The organism is Butyricicoccus sp. AM27-36, assembly GCF_003480945.1.
GTDB lineage: Bacteria > Bacillota > Clostridia > Oscillospirales > Butyricicoccaceae > Agathobaculum > Agathobaculum butyriciproducens.
Genome location: NZ_QUJR01000002.1, coordinates 85,556 through 105,395, shown reverse-complemented (window position 1 = coordinate 105,395; position 19,840 = coordinate 85,556). Strand labels below are relative to the sequence as shown.

Here is a 19,840-nt window from a genome sequence, read left to right as displayed (position 1 = left end):
AAAAGGGCAGATTTCTCAATCTGCCCTAATGTTATGCGTATTTTCTGCGAAATATACGTGTTAGTCTGCCTTGTGGCAGGTCTCGCAGTCTGCATCGCAGCCGAGAATCTCAGACGGATCCTTGCCCAGACGCTTGTAATAGTCGGAAATTGCAGAGCGCAGCGCTTCCTCTGCCAGCACGGAGCAGTGCATCTTTACCGGCGGCAGACCGTCCAGAGCCTCAGCAACGGCCTTGTTGGTCAGCTTGAGCGCTTCCTCCAGGCTCTTGCCCTTTACCATCTCGGTAGCCATCGAGCTGGTTGCGATCGCTGCACCGCAGCCGAAGGTCTTGAACTTAACGTCCTCGATGATGCCGTCGTCCGACACCTTGAGGTAAATCTTCATAATATCGCCGCACTTTGCGTTGCCGACCTCGCCGACACCGTTTGCGTCCTCAATCTCGCCAACATTGCGCGGATGCGTAAAGTGGTCGAGCACCTTTTCACTGTACTGCATAAAATCTATCTCCTTTTTGTCCAATCAAATGAATATATTGCAGGAAAATCAATCGTAGGGCGCGACGACCCCGGCGCGCCGAGTCGTCGCGCCCTACGGGATACGTTTCCGCTTATCTTAATGTGCGTGCAGCTCGGTTGCAGCGGTCAGGTTAGGATGACCATTCTCCCAAACCGGGCTCATCGAGCGCAGGGTCTTAACAACATCGGTGACCGTCTCGATGATATAATCAACGTCCTCCTCGGTGTTCTGTTCACCAAGGGTCAGGCGCAGAGAGCCGTGCGCGATCTCGTGCGGCAGACCGATCGCCATCAGAACGTGAGACGGATCGAGCGAACCGGTGGAGCATGCCGAACCGGTGGAGCCACATACGCCTGCGTTATCCAGTCGCAGGATCAGACCCTCGCCCTCAATCGCCTCAAAGACGAACGAAGCGGTGCCCGGCAGACGGTTTACCGGATCGCCGGTATAGTGGGAGTACGGAATGTTCTCCATGATGCCCTTAACGAGCTTGTCCGTCAGCTTCTTGACGTAGCCCATCTTCTCGTCCAGACCTTCAACGGCCTCCTTCATCGCTGCTGCCAGACCGATGCAGCCTGCGGTGTTCTCGGTGCCGGAAACCAAACCGCGCTCCTGACCGCCGCCGTATACCAGCGGCTCAAGGGTGATGCCCTTCTTCACATACAGCACGCCGGTGCCGCGCGGACCGCGGAACTTATGACCGGACAGGGACAGCATGTCGATGCCCATCTCCTGCACGTCAATGTGCATATGGCCGACAGCCTGAACCGCGTCGGTGTGGAACTTTGCGCCAACCGAATGCGCCAGCTCGGCAATCTGCTTGATCGGCTGAATCGTGCCGATCTCGTTGTTTGCCGCCATAACGGAAACCAGTGCGGTGTCCTCGGACAGCTCTGCTTTAAGCTGTTCAAGGTCTACACGGCCTTCCTTATCCACATTCAGATAGGTAACGCGGTAGCCCTCCTTCTCAAGCGCCTCGCAGGTGTAAAGCACTGCATGATGCTCGATCTTGGAGGTGATGATGTGCTTGCGGCCCTTGGAGGACGGACCGTGCATAAAGCCGCGAATCGCAAGGTTGTCCGCCTGCGAGCCGCCGCCGGTGAATACAATCTCACCCGGTGCATAGTCGTTCTTCTCGTTGACCGGCTCTGCCGCGTTCAGGCACTTGCCAACAACGGTACGCGCATCGTTGAGCGCTTCCTTTGCCGCACGGCCGATGCGGTACAGAGAGGACGGGTTGCCGTAGTTCTCGGTCAGCCACGGCTTCATAGCGTTGAACGCAGTTTCGGACATCGGGGTCGTCGCCGCGTTATCCGCATATACAAATCTCTTTTCCATAGTATATCTGCCTTTCTTTGTCCAAAAAGGTTGTCTTAAACACAAGCTGAACAGGCGGTTTTCGACGCGCGAAAACCCGAGCAAAATGATAGGTTCAGCGGGTACTACTAATATACACCCGAAACGGGTATTTTAGCAAGTGAAAAACTGACGAAACAGCACGCATATCCTGCTGCATTTTGCATTAGTTTGTGCATTTTGTGTAGTTTTATAAGGAGGTTAGCTTTGTTTTACCGGTGCGTGTGCGTATCGAGGCGCTTTTTCAGCCGTTCGAGCACCTCGGTATAACGCTCGGAGCGGGCGGTCGGGTTGCCGCGCAGCAGGCTCTTGCGGGTGCGGCCGAGTGCGGCTGCCCGCTCGTCAAAGCGGCGCTGCAGCTCGTCGAGCTTAGCCTGCAGCTGCTCGCGTGCAGCTTCGGTCTGCGCCCTGCGCTCATCGGAGCGCATTTCATGCATGGCGGCAAGCTGTTCCTTCGCATCGTCCATTTTTTCGGAGAGCTGCGCTTTCGCGTCGGCAAGCTGCTCCCTGGCATCGCCCACACGCTCGGCAAACTGCGCCTTCGCCTCGCCCACCTTCTCGGTGAACTCGCCGTGCGCTTCCTCTACACGGTAGGACAGGTTGGTCAGACCGACAAGCGCAGTCTCGGACAGCTGCTGACGCAGCTCGGCTCCCTGCTCGCGCAGACGATCAAGTTCCTCGAGCACCTTGGCGAGATCGAGTGCGCTGCGTACAGATACGATCACATCGCTGATAAATGCCGCCGAAAACAGAACGTCGATCACGATCAGTCCGATAAACGGCAGACCGAGCACCAGCTTTTCAATCGGCGGATGAATGACGCTCGTCAGGATCAGGCCGAGAAAGCCCCAGCACAGTGACGAGCGCAGGCAGATATAGCCCTGAAACTGGAATCTCTGCTTGGAGTAATCCCAGTATTTTACCTTGAATATCTTCTCCATCACCACGCCGACGATGTATTCAAACACAGTCGCCGCGATCATGCTCGCCAGATACAGCCACACCGGATGCTGCTTTAACGGCAGCGAAACATGCAGCAGGATCACGGCGCCAAAGCCGTAAATCGGCAGCATGGGGCCGCGCAGGAAGCCGCGGTTGACTAGTCTGCGCTGTCCTACCGAGACCACGGTGGACTCAAAGCACCAGCCGAGCATACAGTACAGGTAGAAAACCAGCAGCCACTGGGCGGCGGAATAACTGTAATACACGCTCTCACTCCTCACGATTCGGATTTCGTATTTATCTATTTTATCGAATTTTTTGACTTTTTGCAAGGGGAACGATATAATAGAATCATACTATTTTAATAGGAAGGGCAGGAACGCCTAATGCTGAATTTTAATCTGCACACCACGACTGAGATTGTATTTGGTAAAGATATTGAGGAACAGATCGGCCCGCGTCTGAAAGAACTCGGCGCACATCGCATCCTCGTACACTTCGGCGGCTCGAGCGCCCGTACCTCCGGTCTGCTGGACCGTGTGGAAAAAAGCCTGTTTGCGGCGGGTCTTGCCTTTGTTGAACTGGGCGGTGTATCGCCGAACCCGAAGGTATCGCTTGTTCGCAAGGGCATTGCACTGGCAGAGCGAGAGGGCATCGACTTTGTGCTGGCAGTCGGCGGTGGCTCGGTAATCGACTCGGCGAAGGCCATCGCCATGGGCGTTGCCACCAAAACCGATCCGTGGCAGTTTGCATCTACCGGCACAAAGCCGGATACCACCCTGCCGGTCGGCACTGTACTGACGCTGGCAGCCTCCGGCTCGGAAAGCAGCAACTCCTGCGTACTCACCAATGAGGAGACCAAGGAGAAGCGCGGTATCACGAGCGAGACCAACCGTCCGCGCATCAGCTTTCTTGATCCGGAGAACACCTATACCGTGTCCAAATTCCAGACCGGCTGCGGCATTGTGGACATCATGATGCACACGCTCGAGCGTTACCTCACGCCGGAAGGCGGCGAAAGCGACATTACCGACCGCATTGCTGAGGGTCTGCTCATTGCCGTGCGCGATGCCGGCCGCCGGGCAATCGCCAATCCGCGCGATTATGAGGCGCGTGCGTCCCTGATGTGGGCGGGCAGCGTTTCACATAACGATTACACCGGCTGTGGCCGCAAGCGCCTGTTCCCGGTGCATAAGCTCGAGCATGAGCTGTCCGCGTTCCGCGATGAGATTGCACACGGTGCCGGTCTGTCCGTGCTGTTCCCGGCCTGGGCGCTGTACGAGATGAAGAACGACTTTCCGCGCTTTGCTCAGCTGGCGAACCGCGTATTTGGCGTGGAGATGGATTTCCACCATCCTGAGCGCACCGCACGCGAAGGCATCCTGACCATGAAGCGCTTCTTTGAGGAGATCGGCATGCCGACGCATCTGTCGCAGCTTGGCATCAAGCCGGAGAATTACGCACAGCTGGCCGCAAATACCGTCCGCACGGTCAAGGGTCCGGTCAAGAGCTATTCCGCACTTGATGAACAGGCTATCATCGAGATTTATAAGCTGGCGGAGTAAAACCGCCTGTGACAAAGGCAGCGCAATAAGCGTAACAGCTGCGAAGGGAAGGCTGTGCAGCAGCCGCCCCCTGTATCTCATCGCTATCGAGAACAAATGAAAGCAGGGATTTTATGCAAATTGTAGATACCGGCGTACTGACCCCATCCTTCATGGACTTCTCACTGCCGTCCGAATTTGCGAAAAGCGCGCTGTATTACTGCCCGCAGTTCGGTCAGTTCATCTGCAACAGCGATTACCGGATCGAACGAAACGGCATTGACCAATACCTGCTGATCTACATCAACAGCGGCTCGCTCTGCATCCGCACAGACGGTATGACCGCTGAGGCGCATGAGGGCGAAATAGCGCTGTTCGACTGCCGCAAGCCGCACTGCTACTGGTGTCCGGACAAGGTTGACTTCTACTGGTTTCACTTCAACGGTGCGAGCAGCAAGCAGTACACCGAATATCTGACCGAGCGATTCGGCCTTGTGCACGAAAAACAGCCGATGCTGTCGCTCAAGGACCAGTTCCGCACGGTTGTGCACTCGGCGCAGTACGGCATGAGCACGCAGTTTGCCTCCATGAACGAGCACCAGATTTCCATTGCCGTCCACAGCATTCTGGGCGGTCTGGCATCGCAGACCGTGCGAACCACCGTCATCAGCGAGCTGCTTGCACCGGCACTGGCGTACATTCACGGTCATTTTGCCGATGACATTTCGCTGAACGACCTTGCCGAGATGTGCGGCATCAGCAAATCCCACTTTATCCGCAGCTTCAAGCGATACGTCGGCTGTACGCCGCATGAGTATCTGCTGCAATACCGTCTGCGTCAGTCCAAGCGTCTGCTGCTGTCCAGTGACCTGACCGTTGAGCAGATTGCCGAGGACTGCGGCTTCAACAGTGCGTCGCACTTTGCGCGGGCATTCCGGCAGGAAACCGATATCTCTCCAACGGCGTTCCGGTCAATTTCCTTCTAAACGCACAAAAAAGACAGACCGCAAAACGGTCTGTCTTTTCTTCTTGTAAATCGTAATTCCGGCTGTCCGCAATGTGCTTCGTGCGGCAGCACGCATTCAATCGAATTTGCGAAGCAAATTCATAAAAAGGCAGGGCGTGTACGCGCAGCGCGACCGAGAAGTCGCGCAAGGATAGCGCCTGCCTTTTTATACAAGGGACGAAAAAATGTGTCCGCAAGACGCGTTTTTTCGTCGAAATTCGATTGAAACCGTGGTTTCAATCGAGGCGAAGCCTTTAGCCGCCCAGCCCCAGAGGAGAAAACAGCACATAAATGCCTGCCAGCAGGATGAACGTAACTGCAATGACCGGCTTGCGATACTTCCACGGGGTCATATCAACAACCTCAAGGTCAGGCAGTACATATGCTTCCTTGCGCGGTGCAGCCTTGGTCAGAATCGCCATCAGGATCAGGTCAATTACGAATGCGCCTACTTCAAAGTACAGGAAGTGGAACGGCAGAAGGTTCATCATCAGGCCATAACATACGATATGGACAATGATGGCAGCCTTCGGTGCGAAGCTCGGCATGCGCGGAGCCAGAATACCCATAACAACGATGGCCAGAACCGGAACGCCGTAGTAACCCCACATCTGATTGAGGAAGGTGCTGATGCCGGCCGGCAGATACAGCAGAAACGGTGCGATAATAGATGAACTGGATAACGCCGGGCGCTACCAGAAAGATCGGGCAGAATACGCAGGTAAGACCAGTCAGCAGAGAGCCCTTCTGTGCTTCCTTCAGGTTCTTAGCGCCGAGTACGCGCTGCATGATGGACTGGTTGGTGCACCAGTAAGAGATGTGGTTGATACCACAGCCAAGTACGATCATCGGCCACGGAATGTACGGCGGCTGTGCGTCAGCAGGCTGGATCGCATTCAGGTGCTCCGGAGAGGATGTAGCGAAAATGCGGATGCCTTCTGCGATGCTGCCGTCGCCCAGTGCGATAAACGCCAGAACCGGGATCAGGATGACCGCGCCGATGATAAAGATAATGCCGTTCAGAGAGTCCGATACGGCTACGGCCTTCAGACCGCCGAAGATTGCATAGATACCGCCGATTATGCCGAGTGCAACGCACATTACGGTGGTTGCCATGAAGCGGTTGCCGCCCATCAGTGCGGTAATGCCGAAGATACGCTCCATCGCTACCGAGCCTGCGTACAGCACCAGCGGCAGCATGGTTACAATATAAGCGACAAGGAAAATGAACGATACAATGACGCGGGTTGCGCGGTCAAAGCGGCTTTCCAGAAATTCCGGGATAGTGGAAATGCCGAGCTTGAAATACTTCGGGATGAAGAACAGTGCCATCAGCATCAATGCGATCGGGCACATGGTCTCCCAGCCCATCGCAGTCATGCCGGCTGCATAGCCCTGACCGTTGCGGCCTACCAGCTGCTCCGCGGACAGGTTGGTCATCATCAGCGAGCCGAAAATGACCATGCCGCTCAGGCTGCGTCCGCCAAGGAAGTAGCCGTCCTTGCTGGTTTCGTCCGTTCCCCTGGTTTTCAGCCAGCTTACAAATGCCACCGCTGCACAAATGAACCCAGTGTAAATACCATTTTTTAAAACCCCTCTTGTTTGCTGTGTAAATACGCTGCCACGGGTGTTTGCAGCAGCGTGTCCCTCTTTTTCTCTGCAGCCTGCAGGATAATCTGTACAGAATTGCTAATTTTGTCTATCTCATCCAACTTCATTCCATAGCAATGCCCCCTGATCCTGCTTGGGCAGGAGCAGGGGGCACCACCATATAGAGAAATAGAATGAGAGAAAGGATCTTTGAAATTTGCGTTATATCCATATCGGATTAGCAGAACGTTGGAGCGTTTTCCTGCCGATCCGGAGAGAGGATCTTACGCGTGAACATTATCGCACAATCTGCGTTTATGCGGAATGCAGTTTTCTTAGTGGAGCTGCGTCTTCAGGGTATCCAGGCGCTCCTGCGCGTTGTCCGGGGTAACTACGTCAGAACCTGAGTCAACGAACTCGTCAACGGTCTCGCCGTCCAGAACCTGAACCATGGTCTCAACAGCCTTGTAGCCCATCTCGTAAGCCATCTGGGCGACAGACATCGTCATCTGGCCGGCCAGGATTGCTTCACAAGCAGCGCGGTCACCATTGAAGCCGAGGAAGATGGTGCTCTTGTATGCGTCATGGCCCTGCGCTGCACGGGCTGCTGCCATAGCCATATCGTCGTTGTTTGCGCAAATGATTGCGATGCCTTCCGGATGTGTCTGCATGATAGCTTCCATAGCGGTGGTAGCGCGGTCAGCAGTTGCGTCTGCGTACTGTACTTCGTCGCTCAGGAAGGTGCCGCCTGCTTCTTCAACGCCAGCCTTGTAGCCGTTCATGCGAGCGGTGTTGGTCTGGTCGCCCTGTACGCCTGCGATCTCAATGCACTTGATATCGGTCCAGCCGGCAGCCTTGGCAGCCTCTACAGCAGCCTCGCCGCCCTTCTTGGCAGCAGCTTCGTTACCGGTACCTACGAAGGACTTAACCTCCGGTGCCGTGAAGTTGGTGTCGATCGCAACGATCGGCAGCTTGGTGCCGCTGACGAGCTGCGCCGCGGTATCCGACTGCAGCGGAGAGATAATAACGCCGTCATAGCTGCCGGAGCTAAGGTCGGTCTCGATCATGTTCTGCATTTCATCGAACGCGGTCTCAGAGCTTGGACCCTTAACCTCTACCGTAACCTTGTCCGAATGCTCGGAAGCATAGTCCTCTGCGCCCGACTTTACATACTGCCAGTACTCGGCAGCCAGGGTCTTCAGGATAACGCTGACCTTGTAGCTGCCGCCGGAAGCGGATGCGCCACCGTCATTACTGCTGTCATCGGTCGAGGCAGAATTGCCGCCGCCGCATGCGGTCATCGACAAAGCCATCGCGCCTGCCAGCAACATCGCTAACACTCTCTTCTTGTTCATAATTTTTCTCCTTTCTTTTCCGGGCCCTGCTCTCTCAGCGCCCTTTTACGCTTGTGTATTTCACACTTGCGTGTACTCTTTATCAGCAGTCCCTCTTGATTTTCTGTTGGATGAAATTCAAGAGGGACCGGATAACAAAATAATGAAAACGGGAATAGTGTAGATGCGATTGTAAAATGGGTATTGCGATTACTATTTCATTAGAAACCTGCCTTGCGGAGGTTCTCACGACCGATGGTCGCCTTTTCGAGCGGTACGTCGAAGGACTTGACCGGGAACAGATCCTGCTCTACGACGCACCAGCCGTCGTAGCCGCACTCGTCGAGTGCCTTATGCATTGCAGTGAAGTCGATGCTGCCCTTGCCCGGCTCAACCATGATATCCTCGGTTACAGCCTTGGCAAAAGACCACTTGTTTTCGTCCATCTTTGCCTTGACTGCCAGATCGCAGTCCTTGAAATGGATGTACGGGATACGCTTCGCCCACTTCTTGTAGAAGGAAATCGGCTCGCCGCCGCCGTACACATGGTGACCGGTGTCGAAGCACAGGTCGACGGTCGTGTCGTTCAGGAAGCGCTCAATCTGCTCCTCAGTCTGAACGTGGCTGTCAACATGCGGGTGGAACAGACCGATAAAGCCGTTCGCTGCGCAGCGGTCCGCGCACTTCTGCACGTTCTTGCAGTAAGTAGACCACTCCTCGTCGGTCAGCTCCGGATTCATCTCCAGCTCACCGGTAGCGAGGTTGGTGTACATCGGAGGCAGCAGAACGATATACTTCGCGCTCGGGAAAGCCTTCAGCAGCTTGGAGATATCGTCGATGTCCTTGAGCATGCCTTCAACAGCCGCGTCATCAAGGAAGTTGCCGCCCTCGGTAGCGCCTACGAGGGTCAGGCCGCGCGCGTCCATTGCGTTCTTGAGCACCTTGGGATCGTCGTTCGGCATATAGCCCCACGGACCAATCTCGCAGCCCTCATAGCCGGCGACCTTCATTTCGTCCAGGCAGCGCCACCACTGGGGCTGCTTTGCATTGTTCGGATCGCTTGCCGGGAACCATACACCCCAGGAGTCCGGTGCAATACCAATCTTGATAGCCATAATTTTATCCTCCCTGTCAAATTATTCAGGAAACTGTCAGCCTTTCCGGTCTCGGCGGAATCGCTCCCGCCGGAGACCGTTTCGGCATTATGTTTTAATTGATGTAAACGGGCAACTTACTTAACGTCAACCCACTCGTGAGTCTTGGAGGACTCGATAACAGCAGCTACGGTGCGGTCGATCTTGTAGCCGAACTCGAAGTCGGTTACATAGTCAGCGCCATTGGTGATAGCGTCGAACAGAGCGTGAACCTCGAGGATCTTCATATCGTTGTAAGCGATGGAGATGCCGCCTGCCGGCTGGAATGCGGAGTAACCCTTCATCAGCGGGTTGAGCAGTACGGTGCGGAAGCCGCGGTCGCGCTCGTTGTCAGACTGGAAGTAAACCTGAACTTCGCCCATGCGCTCCAGATCGTAACGAACAGAACCCTTGGTACCCTGAATCTCGTAGGTCAGGTAGTTCTTACGGCCGGTAGCAACACGAGAGCAAGCAATCTGGCCGATAGCGCCGTTAGCATACTCAGCCATGAAGGTCATGATGTCCTCGTTCTCAACGTCAACCATCTCGGTGGAGCCTGCAGACTTCGGACGCTTCGGGAATACGGTGGTAGCAACTGCGTTTACCTTGGTGATGTCGCCCATGATGAACTGGGAGATGGACAGCAGGTGGGAACCGAGGTCGCCCAGAGCACCGCAGCCAGCCAGCTTGTTGATGTGGCGCCAGGTGATCGGGAGGGACTCGTCGAGCAGCTGGTCCTGATCGTAGGTGCCGGTGAAGCGCATGATCTTGCCGAGAGCACCGGACTGAACCAATTCACGAACGTAAGCGTTTGCCGGGTTCTGGGTGTTGTTGAAGCCAACGTAGTTAACTACGCCCTTCTTGGCAGCCAGCTCAGCCAGCTCTCTGGACTCCTCAGCGGAGATGGACAGCGGCTTCTCGCAGTATACGTTCTTGCCGTTCTCCAGAGCAGCCTTAGCAACTACATAGTGGAAAGCGTTCGGGGTAGCGATATCAACCAGGTCTACGTTCGGGTCGGTAACTACATCGTGCCAGTCGGTGGAGATGCGCTTGAAGCCGATCTTCTTCTGAGCGGACTTTGCAGCCTCTTCGTTAGCGTCAGCTACGATCTCGAAGGATGCGGTGCCGTAGTCAGGGCCAAACAGCATCTCAGCGTCAGCCAGTGCAGAGGAATGAGCCTTGCCCATCCAGCCGGAACCTACCAGACCAATACGGATTTCTTTCATGATAATTTCCTCCTTGACATTTAAGTCTTAGACATACTCTTTTCACGATTTACCAGAAGTTTTTGTTTTGTTTTAACTTTCGGTGTTTTCGTTTGTTTGACTATATTATATCCGCGAATAGGTTATATCACAATGCACTGGGTAACTCTGTTCTATACAAAAATTACTCTTTTATTTTCCCTCTTGTACAGCTTGCACAGAGCCGGATGTGTGCGTTTGCACACCTTGAACGAATACCGATTTAGCGTAGAAAAGTCTTTCAAAATAAGAAAATTTTCACATTTATCCTGTTCCCGCACCAGAGAAAATAATAAAAAAGAGGTGCACCGAAGTGCACCTCTGAGGCTGAAACAGTATGCGGTTTTACTTTGCCTTTACCGCGCCGTCCTTGATGAGATCCCAGTTCTTCTTGAGATAATCATAGCCAGAGTAAATGGTAACCAGCGTTACCACCCAGCCGACGATAGTCAGCAGCAGCGGCATACCATCCGCATGAGAGATGAACATAACAGCGGTAACACCATCGCCGTCCGCGAAGGCGATACCGTTTGCCAGCGCACCCATGATGATATAATACAGATAAATGACGATGATGCCGCCAATCTGCACACAGGTCTTGACCTTACCCGTCCACGTTGCGGCGAGCACGCGGCCCTTATTGGCTGCAACCACGCGCAGAGACGTGATGATCAGCTCACGCGCGAGGATAACGCAGACCATCCAGCCTGCCATCGCCTTCTGCTCTACGAACAGGATGAGCGCGGACGCTACGAGCAGCTTATCGGCCAGCGGATCGACAAATTTGCCGAAATCCGTCACCTGATTGTACTTTCGCGCCACATAGCCGTCCAGAAAATCCGTGAACGATGCCACGCAGAACAGCACGAGCGCGATGACCGTGCTGGTCGGGAACGCGGCGAGATACCGGGTCTCATCGATGATCAGCATGGGCTGCGCCGCAAAATAGATGAAAAACGGAATCATCGCAATGCGGGTCAGCGTGATTTTATTTGCGGTTGTCATAGGAAATTATGCCTCCTTCTGACGGACACCGAGTAGGTCGGGTCCAAGGCTTTCGGTGATGAGAACGGACACGAACTCGCCTTCCGCCGGCTCGTTATCCGCCGCGTCAAAGTAGACGTGGCCGTCTACCTCGACCGAATCCGCGTAGGTACGGCCATACCACAGGCCCTGCTCCTCGTCAAAGCCCTCGCAGAGCACCTGCATGACCTCACCATGGCGGGAGGTATTGTAGTCGTCGAGCACACCGGACTGCAGCTCTTCGACGATCAGACGGCGGTTCTGCTTGGTCTCGTCGTCGATCTGGTCGGGCAGCTCTGCGGCCTCCGTGCCTTCCTCCGGCGAATACTCAAACACACCGACACGCTCAATGCCGACATTCTGCAGGAACTCACACAGCTCGGCAAACTCGTCCTCGGTCTCGCCCGGCAGACCGACGATCAGGCTTGTACGCAGTACAAGACCCGGAATACGCTCGCGCATATCCTCGATCAGCCTGGTAAATTCCGCGCCGTCACCCGGACGGTGCATGGCACGCAGAATGCGCTTAGAGACATGCTGCAGCGGAATATCCAGATACTTTACGATTTTCGGCTCATCCGCAATCACGTCGATCAGCTCGTCCGTAATCTGGTCGGGATAGAGATAGTGCAGACGAATCCAGGTAAAGTCCATCTTGCACAGCTCGCGGAGCAGCTCGGGCAGCAGACGCTTATGCTCGGGCAGGTCCATACCGTACTTGGTGATGTCCTGCGCGATGACGATCAGCTCCTTAACGCCTGCGTCAGAGAGCGCACGCGCTTCCTCGAGCAGCGATGCCATCTCACGGCTGCGGTAACGGCCGCGCAGCTTGGGGATGATACAGTACGCGCAGGTGTTCGAGCAGCCCTCCGCAATCTTAAAGTATGCGGTGTACGAGGGTGTCAGGCGGTCACGGCTGCCATCAAGTGCAGCAGAGGTCATATCGGCCATATACGCCGCCTGCTGCCCCTTGAGCGCCGCATTGGCCGCGTCCACGATGTCATCATAGCTGCCCGTTCCGCAGAATACGTCGATCTCGGGCAGCTCAGCGCGCATCTCGTCAGCATAGCGCTGCACCAGACAGCCGGTCACGACCAGCCCCTTCATATTGCCGGTCTGCTTGTTCTGGGCGGTCTCCAGAATGGTTTCGATAGCCTCGGTCTTAGCGGCTTCGATGAAGCCGCAAGTGTTGACAACGCCAACGTCTGCTTCGGTCATATCCTCGGTGATCTCCCAGCCTGCGTCCCGCAGCCGGGCCAGCATGTGCTCGCTGTCCACGAGGTTTTTCGCGCAGCCGAGCGAAATAAGTCCTAATTTCGGCATGAGATTCTCCTTCTTGTCCACATTATTATTCTATTTTATTATACCGCACAATTTCGGGTTTGTCACCACTGACTGACGGAAAATTTGGCATAGAAAAAGACGCAGAGCAAACACTCTGCGTCTTTGGAATTGCTTGATTGCAAGCAGTTGGTTCGGTAAGGAAACCTTACTTCAGCTCAACCTTAGCGCCAGCAGCCTCGAGCTTCTCCTTGATCTCGTTAGCCTCAGCCTCCGGAGCAGCCTCCTTGATGGTCTGCGGAGCGGAGTCAACCTTCTCCTTAGCTTCCTTCAGGCCCAGGCCGGTGATCTCGCGAACAGCCTTGATAACGTTGATCTTGGAAGAGCCAGCGTCAACCAGAACTACGTCGAAGTCGGTCTTAGCGTCAGCAGCAGCTGCGCCGTCGCCGCCTGCTACAGCACCTGCAACAGCTACCGGCGTAGCGGATACACCAAATTCTTCCTCGAGAGCCTTTACCAGCTCAGAGAGCTCCATAACCTTGAGCTCTTTTACAGCTTCCATAATCTCAGCAACAGTCATGGGATTAAACCTCCAATTTTAGATAATTTTTAAGTTAAAATGTGTTCCTGACCGAATAAATCAGTCAGTGCGGGGAAATTACTCAGCAGCTTCTTCTGCTGCAGCTTCCTTCGGGGCTACCAGTTCAGCAACCTTCATTTCCTCATTGCCCTCTGCCTTCTTAACGATAGCATCGCAAGCAATAGCGAGCTGCATAATGGGGTAGTTGAAGCTGTACAGTACCTGAGCGATAAGGGTTTCCTTGCTCGGCATAGCAGCCAGCTTCTTGACCTCGTCCTCACCGATGGCCTTACCTTCCAGGTAACCAGCCTTCAGGGTGAAGTTCTCGTGGGTCTTAGCAAAGTCAGCCAGGATCTTCGCCGGAGCGACAACGTCGTCGGTGGTGGAGATTGCCAGAGCGGTGGTACCGTGCAGGCACGCATCCAGCTCGTCAAAACCCAGTTCCTTAGCTGCAAAGCGGATCAGAGTGTTCTTGATGACAGCATACTCAACGCCAGCTTCACGGAGCTGCTTGCGGAGCTTGGTATCATCCTCTACGTTGATGCCCTTGTAGTCGACCAGTACACCTGCCGGAGAATTCTTGATCTTCTCTACCAGGGAAGCGACCAGAGCCTTCTTCTCTTCCAGAATCTTTGCGTTCGGCATCATTTTCACCTCCTGTAAAATAAAAATACCCTCCCGGTGCAAAGACACAGGGAGGGTACACAGAAAACATAATCAAATATGATAATAAACATGTCTGTGTTGACCTCGGCGGGCGGCGAACAAATCGCCATTTAAGCCTTACGGCGCCAGCTGTCTTTGACCAAGCTCATTCAGTATAACGCATATAGAGCAGGTTGTCAACACTTTTTTCAAAAAAACTAAAAATTAAAAATCAGTCATTGATTGGACCGTCATTCCGCTCATCAATATTAACGTACTCGACATTCTTCGCAACAGGCTTATACGCCGGACGGATGATCTTACCGCCGGTGGTAACTTCCTCAAGGCGATGTGCCATCCAACCGACGATACGCGCGGTAGCGAACAGCGGCGTATACAGCGACTTGGGCAGTCCGAGCATTTTGTAAACAAAGCCGGAATACATATCGACATTCGCGCACATCGGCTTGTCGCTGCCCTTGATTTCGGCAAAGACACCCGGCGTCAGCTTTTCTACCAGCTCGATCAAATCCATCTCGTCCGAATAGCCGGTCTTTTCCGCCAGCGGACGAGCAGCCTTCTTCAGTGCAACGGCACGCGGGTCGCTCAAGGTGTAAATCGCATGGCCCATGCCGTAGATCAGGCCGGAGCCGTCACCGGCTTCCTTATTCAAAATCTTACGCAGATAATTGCCGACCTCGGTCTCATCCTTCCAGTTGTGGATATTCTCCTTCATCTCCTCAAACTGCTTGACGACACGCAGGTTTGCACCGCCGTGGCGCGGGCCCTTCAGCGAGGAAACCGCAGCCGCGATCGCCGAATAGGTATCCGTACCGGACGAAGAAGTAACACGCACGGTGAAAGACGAGTTGTTACCGCCGCCATGCTCGGCGTGCAGGATCAGACAGCGGTCGAGCAGCTTAGCCTCGTCATCGTTGAATTCGCCGGTCGGACGGATGAGGTGCAGAATATTCTCTGCGGTCGAACGGTTTGAATCCGGCACATGCAGGAACATGGAATCATTATCAAAGTAGCGGCGTTTTGCCTGATATGCGTGCGAAATGATAACCGGGAACTTGGCCATCAGGCTGATACCCTGACGCATGATGTTCTCGACCGTGGTTTCATCCGGATTCGTATCATAAGAATACAGTGCCAGCGTTGCGCTTGCCAGCTTGTTCATGATGTCGCGGCTCGGCGCACGCATGATCATATCCTCGGTGAAGTTGTCCGGCAGGGCACGCTCCAGACCAATGGTATGCTGAAATTCCGCCAGCTGACGGCGGCTCGGCAGCTTGCCGCACATAAGCAGATAACCGATCTCCTCAAAGCCGAAGCGGTTTTCTTGCTCCAGACCGTGAATCAGGTCATATACATTATATCCGCGATAGGTCAGGCGGCCTTCGATCGGCTCACGCTCGCCCTCGTTGACGATATAACCGTGTACATTGCCCAGATGAGAAGCACCGACCAGAACACCGGTACCGTCCGCGTTACGCAAGCCGCGCTTGATGCGGTAGCGCGTAAACAGATCGGGTGGGAGCTGGTTGTGCATACGAAAGCTCTCACTCAGTTCATGCAAAAGTTCTTCCTTTACATAATCAGGCTGAATCGTCATTCCGCCTTCTCCTTTCCGTCCCAATAAATCAGATAATGAATATATTGTACCGCAATCCTGCAAAAATGTCAATCAACGACACTTGTATAAACCGACAAAAACCGCTTTTTTGCAGGTTTTCCGCTTGTTTATCCTGATATCACGCAAGATTTTTATTTGCAGCGTGCAAAGTTTTTATCAATTTGAAGTGAAAAAGTCGCCTGCAGTGTTGCCTTAGCACCGGTTGACCGGCACACGCGTGCTGCGTCAGCAAGATGCTCTGCCCGTGCGGAAACACGCAAAAAGTCCTCTATCCACACACGAACAGAGGACTTTCACTATCAAATAGTCAGGATTTGCGATTTAATTGCGGCTCCACTGCGTGCCCTGACGGGTATCCTTAATGATAACGCCCATATCAGCCAGCACACCGCGGATACGGTCTGCCTCAGCGAAGTTCTTCTCCTTCTTGGCTGCGGCGCGCTGCGCGATCAGCTCCTCGATCTTCTCTGCGTCCGGATCAACCGCATCGTCACGGTTCTGCACCAGATTGAGCACACCGGTCAGTTCCATGAACAGATCATGCGCTGCGGTCAGGAATGCCTTGGTTGCATCCTGATGTGCACCGTTGTACGCATTGATCTCACGGGTCAGCTCGAAGATAGCGGACAGTGCGTCAGCGGTGTTCAGGTCGTCGTCCATTGCGTCGATGAACTTCTGCTTGTAACCCTTCAGAGCCTCCAGCTTCTCGGTCTCCTCGGCGGTCATGGTGTCGCCGGATGCCTTCTCGATGCGGAACTCCATATTATTGCGGGCCTCGTACAGACGGGCAAGGGAGGCCTTGTTCATCTCAAGCGACTCAGCGGAGTAGTTAAGCGGAGTGCGGTAGTGCGCGCTCAGCATGAACATGCGGATGGTCTCATAGCCGAACTGCTTTGCTGCGTCGCGGACCATGAAGAAGTTGCCCTTGGACTTGGACATTTTCTCATTGTCGATGGTCAGGAAGCCGTTGTGCAGCCAATAATGCGCAAAGGTGCAGCCGTTTGCACACTCGGACTGTGCGATCTCGTTCTCGTGATGCGGGAAAATCAGATCAAGACCGCCGGAATGGATGTCGATGGTCTTGCCGAGGTACTTGTTCGCCATAGCCGAGCACTCAATATGCCAGCCCGGGCGGCCCTTGCTGCCCCACGGCGTATCCCAAGCCGGCTCACCCGGCTTTGCAGCCTTCCAGACCGCGAAGTCCATCGGGTCTTCCTTCACCTCACCGACAGAAATGCGGGCGCCGGCCTGCAGCTCCTCCATCGGCTGGTGGCACAGCTTGCCATACTCGGGGAAGGACTTGGTGCGGAAGTATACGTCACCGTTCTCAGCAACGTAAGCGTGGCCGTTCTCGATCAGGCGCTCAACAATATCGATAATAGCGTCCATGGTCTCGGTTGCACGCGGGTGCACGGTCGCCTTCTTGACGCCCAGCCCCTGTGCATCAACGAAATATTCCTTAATATAACGCTCAGCGATGGTGTTGAAGTCCACGCCTTCCTCGTTCGCCTTGTTGATTACCTTGTCGTCAATGTCGGTGAAGTTCTGAACGAACTCAACCTTGTAGCCGCGGTACTCGAAGTAACGGCGCAGCAGATCGAAAATGATGAACGGACGTGCGTTGCCGACATGGAAATAGTTGTATACCGTCGGACCGCAGGAATACATCTTTACCTCGCCCGGCGTGATCGGAACGAATTCCTCCTTCTGACGGGTCAGCGTGTTGTAGAGTTTCATGATTTTTATCTCCTTTTGATGGTTTTCAGGAAAGCTATGCGGAGTTTCGGGAATAAAAAAGCCTCCCAAGGGATATTCTTCCCTCGGGAGGCGTACAAACGCGGTTCCACTCCGATTTTTCGCTCGTGCAGTGCGGTAACGGGCACTTTCCGCAGGGCGTTTGACCCTGTTGCTCGGCAGGCGCACTTCACCGTTTCCCGCGCAAAGCCCTTTCAGCCGAGGAGCTTCTCTCTTTCGCGCAAGGCGAGCCGGTTACTTTTCCTGCGTCATCGCATAAATAACGATTATAATGGTTCTATTATAACCATTTTGTGATGAGAAGTCAAGCCGACCGGTGCAGACCACAGCTTTCCGCAAAATTAAATACACCGCAGAGAGCACCATCTTGACGAACAGCGCTTTCCGCGGTATACTATGGATATACAGGGACACTGTCTATGCAGTCAGCCCTTTATCGAATCAAAAGTTTTATGCTAATGACCGTTCGGGGACCAGCCGAGCGGTCATCGCGCTTTTACGAAGAAAATGTACAGTACAATGACCGCACAAATAAAAAGCTGAAGTGCTTTCTTCTTCATCTGCGCCCACCTCCTTTCCACCGCAGACCGCGGGGAAAGAAAGGGCTGACCGCCATACAAAAACAGCGTGTATATATCATAGCAGATTAAGGCGTATTTTGTCTATGCGCTGTATGACTATAAAAACACCGCAGCGTGCACGATTTTAACAGTTCGTGCACCTGCGGTATATTTTTACACATGATGAAACGCAGTCAGAAAATCATACGCATCGAGCAGATTGCCGATATGGAAATCCATAACCTGTGCATCCACCGGTGAGCACCGGCAGTAATCCTTGAGGTTTTCCGGTGCGGTAAGGCCGTGCGCGGTCAGCCGCTCTATGCTTTTCTCACCCGGTGCCGGATTGGAGTCCATATTGCACAGCGCCGCCAGCTCACCGCACATTTTAGCAAGCAGCTGCTCACAGCCGCGCAGATAAGCCGCCTCCTGCCGTCGGGCGGCAACACGCACGGCATGCTGCCACAGCGCTACCGGCTGCTTCTCGAAAATACGCAGCTCGGACGCAAGCGAGGTCATTTTCTCAGTCAGCGGCGTCAGATCCGGATAACGATGCTCGAGCACACGCGACTGCAGCAGCGGCAGAAACATTTTCTGAATCTCATCCATCGTATTGATGATCTTCTGGCGGTTGTTATACGGCCGAATCACCACATTGACGAGCAGCGCCACCACCAGACCGACCAGCGTATCCGTGAAGCGGTGGAAGCCATACACGATTGAATCTCCGCCGGTATACAGGCACACATCCGCAAACACGATGCTCGCCAGCGGAATCGCAAAATTCAGCTTGAGACCGATACACAGCGAAATCACACACAGCACGCCGAGCGCCATCCACACGAAAAACGTTGGATTGGGCAGCACGGTAACAAACACACATGCGATCAGATAGCCCAGAAATGTACCCGCTATCTGATTGAGGCTCTCCTTGAGTGAATCCACCCAGGTACGGCTCATCACCGAGATTGCACCGATGGCTGCAAAAATAGGCAGGCTGGAACCCAGCACCATCGCCAGTGCAAGCGCCAGACCGACCGATACCGCAGTCTTGATGGCGCGCTGGCCTACCCGAAACCGTTTGATAAACTGCAACGTCCTATCCCCTTTACCCCTGAATACCGTATGTTTTTAAGTGTACCACATTCTATCGGTAAAAGCCAACACAATCCTGTCACACAAAGAAAAAGGCTTCCCGGCCATCTGTTCCGGGAAGCCTTTATAAATTCGGTTTGATTACCGCTTACTTAGCAGTGCGCTCTGCCTTGCGAGCCTTAGAGAAAGAACGACCGTTATCCAGCTCCATCATGCGTGCGCTTACCAGACCATTAAAGAAACCCTTCATCATGATATATACAACTCCTTAAAAGTTAATGACTAAATTGCGTTTTTGTGTTTGGATCATTTCCTGATCACAGGTATTATAATACACGATAACCGCCTCTGTTACAAGAGCCATATTTTATGAACCTTTACCAATCGAAGCGCCATCTTTTTGTGCATATTTAACAGTATCCGTTTGCGAAGTGTACAAATCAAGCTATTTCAGCTTGTACGTTTTACATAACAAAGCTGGCAAATCCTCCAAACCGAGCATCCTCCCCTCGAATTTCCCTGCTTTTTGCGAGCAGAATCTGCGTATCACCTTGACTTTTACGGCATTTCCATATACTATTTATATGATAAAAATTA

At 53.9% G+C, this 19,840-nt stretch carries 18 protein-coding genes and 1 other annotated feature; of the genes, 2 read left to right on the top strand and 16 right to left on the bottom strand.

What is annotated here, in order from left to right; translation table 11 throughout:
- Positions 1 to 60: 60 nt before the first annotated feature.
- The 3 genes from nifU to DW724_RS04100 all read right to left on the bottom strand — a co-directional run bounded on the left by nifU (position 61) and on the right by DW724_RS04100 (position 3,080).
- The gene (gene nifU, locus DW724_RS04110; protein WP_118477998.1) at positions 61 to 495 is read right to left on the bottom strand and encodes a Fe-S cluster assembly scaffold protein NifU; all 435 of its coding nucleotides are present in this window, start codon (positions 493 to 495) and stop codon (positions 61 to 63) included.
- 117 nt (positions 496 to 612) lie between these two features.
- Positions 613 to 1,854 carry a cysteine desulfurase family protein gene (locus DW724_RS04105; RefSeq protein WP_110435446.1) on the bottom strand — a complete coding sequence of 414 codons (1,242 nt, stop codon included), beginning with the start codon at positions 1,852 to 1,854 and terminating at the stop codon, positions 613 to 615.
- A 230-nt stretch (positions 1,855 to 2,084) separates the two neighbouring features.
- Positions 2,085 to 3,080 carry a putative ABC transporter permease gene (locus DW724_RS04100; protein ID WP_118760767.1) on the bottom strand — a complete coding sequence of 332 codons (996 nt, stop codon included), beginning with the start codon at positions 3,078 to 3,080 and terminating at the stop codon, positions 2,085 to 2,087.
- Positions 3,081 to 3,200: 120 nt separating this feature from the next.
- Here DW724_RS04100 and DW724_RS04095 point away from each other — a divergent pair, with 120 nt between their 5' ends.
- The gene (locus tag DW724_RS04095) at positions 3,201 to 4,379 is read left to right on the top strand and encodes an iron-containing alcohol dehydrogenase (RefSeq protein ID WP_118760766.1); all 1,179 of its coding nucleotides are present in this window, start codon (positions 3,201 to 3,203) and stop codon (positions 4,377 to 4,379) included.
- Between the two features lie 113 nt (positions 4,380 to 4,492).
- Positions 4,493 to 5,344, top strand: a complete 852-nt coding sequence (locus DW724_RS04090; RefSeq protein WP_118564222.1) for an AraC family transcriptional regulator — start codon at positions 4,493 to 4,495, stop codon at positions 5,342 to 5,344.
- Between the two features lie 274 nt (positions 5,345 to 5,618).
- On the opposite strand, the gene DW724_RS04085 is transcribed toward DW724_RS04090, so the two are convergent.
- From DW724_RS04085 to DW724_RS04030, 13 genes are all read right to left on the bottom strand, one after another.
- A complete protein-coding gene (locus DW724_RS04085) occupies positions 5,619 to 5,855 on the bottom strand; it encodes a hypothetical protein (protein WP_118360048.1) in 237 nt (78 codons plus the stop codon).
- Entirely contained in the window at positions 5,818 to 6,915 is a 1,098-nt protein-coding gene (locus DW724_RS04080) for a sodium:solute symporter family transporter (protein ID WP_118760765.1), read from the bottom strand. Before DW724_RS04080 ends, DW724_RS04085 begins: the two co-directional genes overlap by 38 nt.
- Positions 6,916 to 6,950: 35 nt before the next feature.
- Positions 6,951 to 7,082: a hypothetical protein gene (locus DW724_RS16225; RefSeq protein WP_256372137.1), complete on the bottom strand. Its 132-nt coding sequence runs from the start codon at positions 7,080 to 7,082 to the stop codon at positions 6,951 to 6,953.
- 207 nt (positions 7,083 to 7,289) lie between these two features.
- A complete protein-coding gene (locus tag DW724_RS04075; RefSeq protein ID WP_118760764.1) occupies positions 7,290 to 8,309 on the bottom strand; it encodes a sugar ABC transporter substrate-binding protein in 1,020 nt (339 codons plus the stop codon).
- A gap of 200 nt (positions 8,310 to 8,509) precedes the next feature.
- Positions 8,510 to 9,403: a TIM barrel protein gene (locus DW724_RS04070; protein ID WP_118360052.1), complete on the bottom strand. Its 894-nt coding sequence runs from the start codon at positions 9,401 to 9,403 to the stop codon at positions 8,510 to 8,512.
- Positions 9,404 to 9,519: 116 nt separating this feature from the next.
- Entirely contained in the window at positions 9,520 to 10,647 is a 1,128-nt protein-coding gene (locus DW724_RS04065; protein ID WP_118360053.1) for a Gfo/Idh/MocA family protein, read from the bottom strand.
- 363 nt (positions 10,648 to 11,010) lie between these two features.
- A complete protein-coding gene (pgsA, locus tag DW724_RS04060; protein ID WP_118760763.1) occupies positions 11,011 to 11,670 on the bottom strand; it encodes a CDP-diacylglycerol--glycerol-3-phosphate 3-phosphatidyltransferase in 660 nt (219 codons plus the stop codon).
- A gap of 6 nt (positions 11,671 to 11,676) precedes the next feature.
- On the bottom strand, positions 11,677 to 13,011 hold the full coding sequence (rimO, locus tag DW724_RS04055) for a 30S ribosomal protein S12 methylthiotransferase RimO (RefSeq protein WP_118728760.1): 1,335 nt from the start codon (positions 13,009 to 13,011) through the stop codon (positions 11,677 to 11,679).
- A gap of 166 nt (positions 13,012 to 13,177) precedes the next feature.
- Positions 13,178 to 13,549: a 50S ribosomal protein L7/L12 gene (gene rplL, locus DW724_RS04050; protein WP_118564225.1), complete on the bottom strand. Its 372-nt coding sequence runs from the start codon at positions 13,547 to 13,549 to the stop codon at positions 13,178 to 13,180.
- A gap of 78 nt (positions 13,550 to 13,627) precedes the next feature.
- Positions 13,628 to 14,194, bottom strand: coding sequence for a 50S ribosomal protein L10 (gene rplJ, locus DW724_RS04045; protein WP_110435457.1), 567 nt, complete (start codon positions 14,192 to 14,194; stop codon positions 13,628 to 13,630).
- A gap of 13 nt (positions 14,195 to 14,207) precedes the next feature.
- Positions 14,208 to 14,372: a sequence feature (ribosomal protein L10 leader region), on the bottom strand.
- A gap of 54 nt (positions 14,373 to 14,426) precedes the next feature.
- Positions 14,427 to 15,812, bottom strand: coding sequence for a citrate/2-methylcitrate synthase (locus tag DW724_RS04040; RefSeq protein WP_118760762.1), 1,386 nt, complete (start codon positions 15,810 to 15,812; stop codon positions 14,427 to 14,429).
- A gap of 342 nt (positions 15,813 to 16,154) precedes the next feature.
- Positions 16,155 to 17,570, bottom strand: coding sequence for a cysteine--tRNA ligase (gene cysS, locus DW724_RS04035; RefSeq protein ID WP_118760761.1), 1,416 nt, complete (start codon positions 17,568 to 17,570; stop codon positions 16,155 to 16,157).
- A 752-nt stretch (positions 17,571 to 18,322) separates the two neighbouring features.
- Complete coding sequence (locus DW724_RS04030) at positions 18,323 to 19,243, bottom strand: FUSC family protein (RefSeq protein ID WP_118760760.1); 921 nt, start codon at positions 19,241 to 19,243, stop codon at positions 18,323 to 18,325.
- Between the last annotated feature and the right edge of the window lie 597 nt (positions 19,244 to 19,840).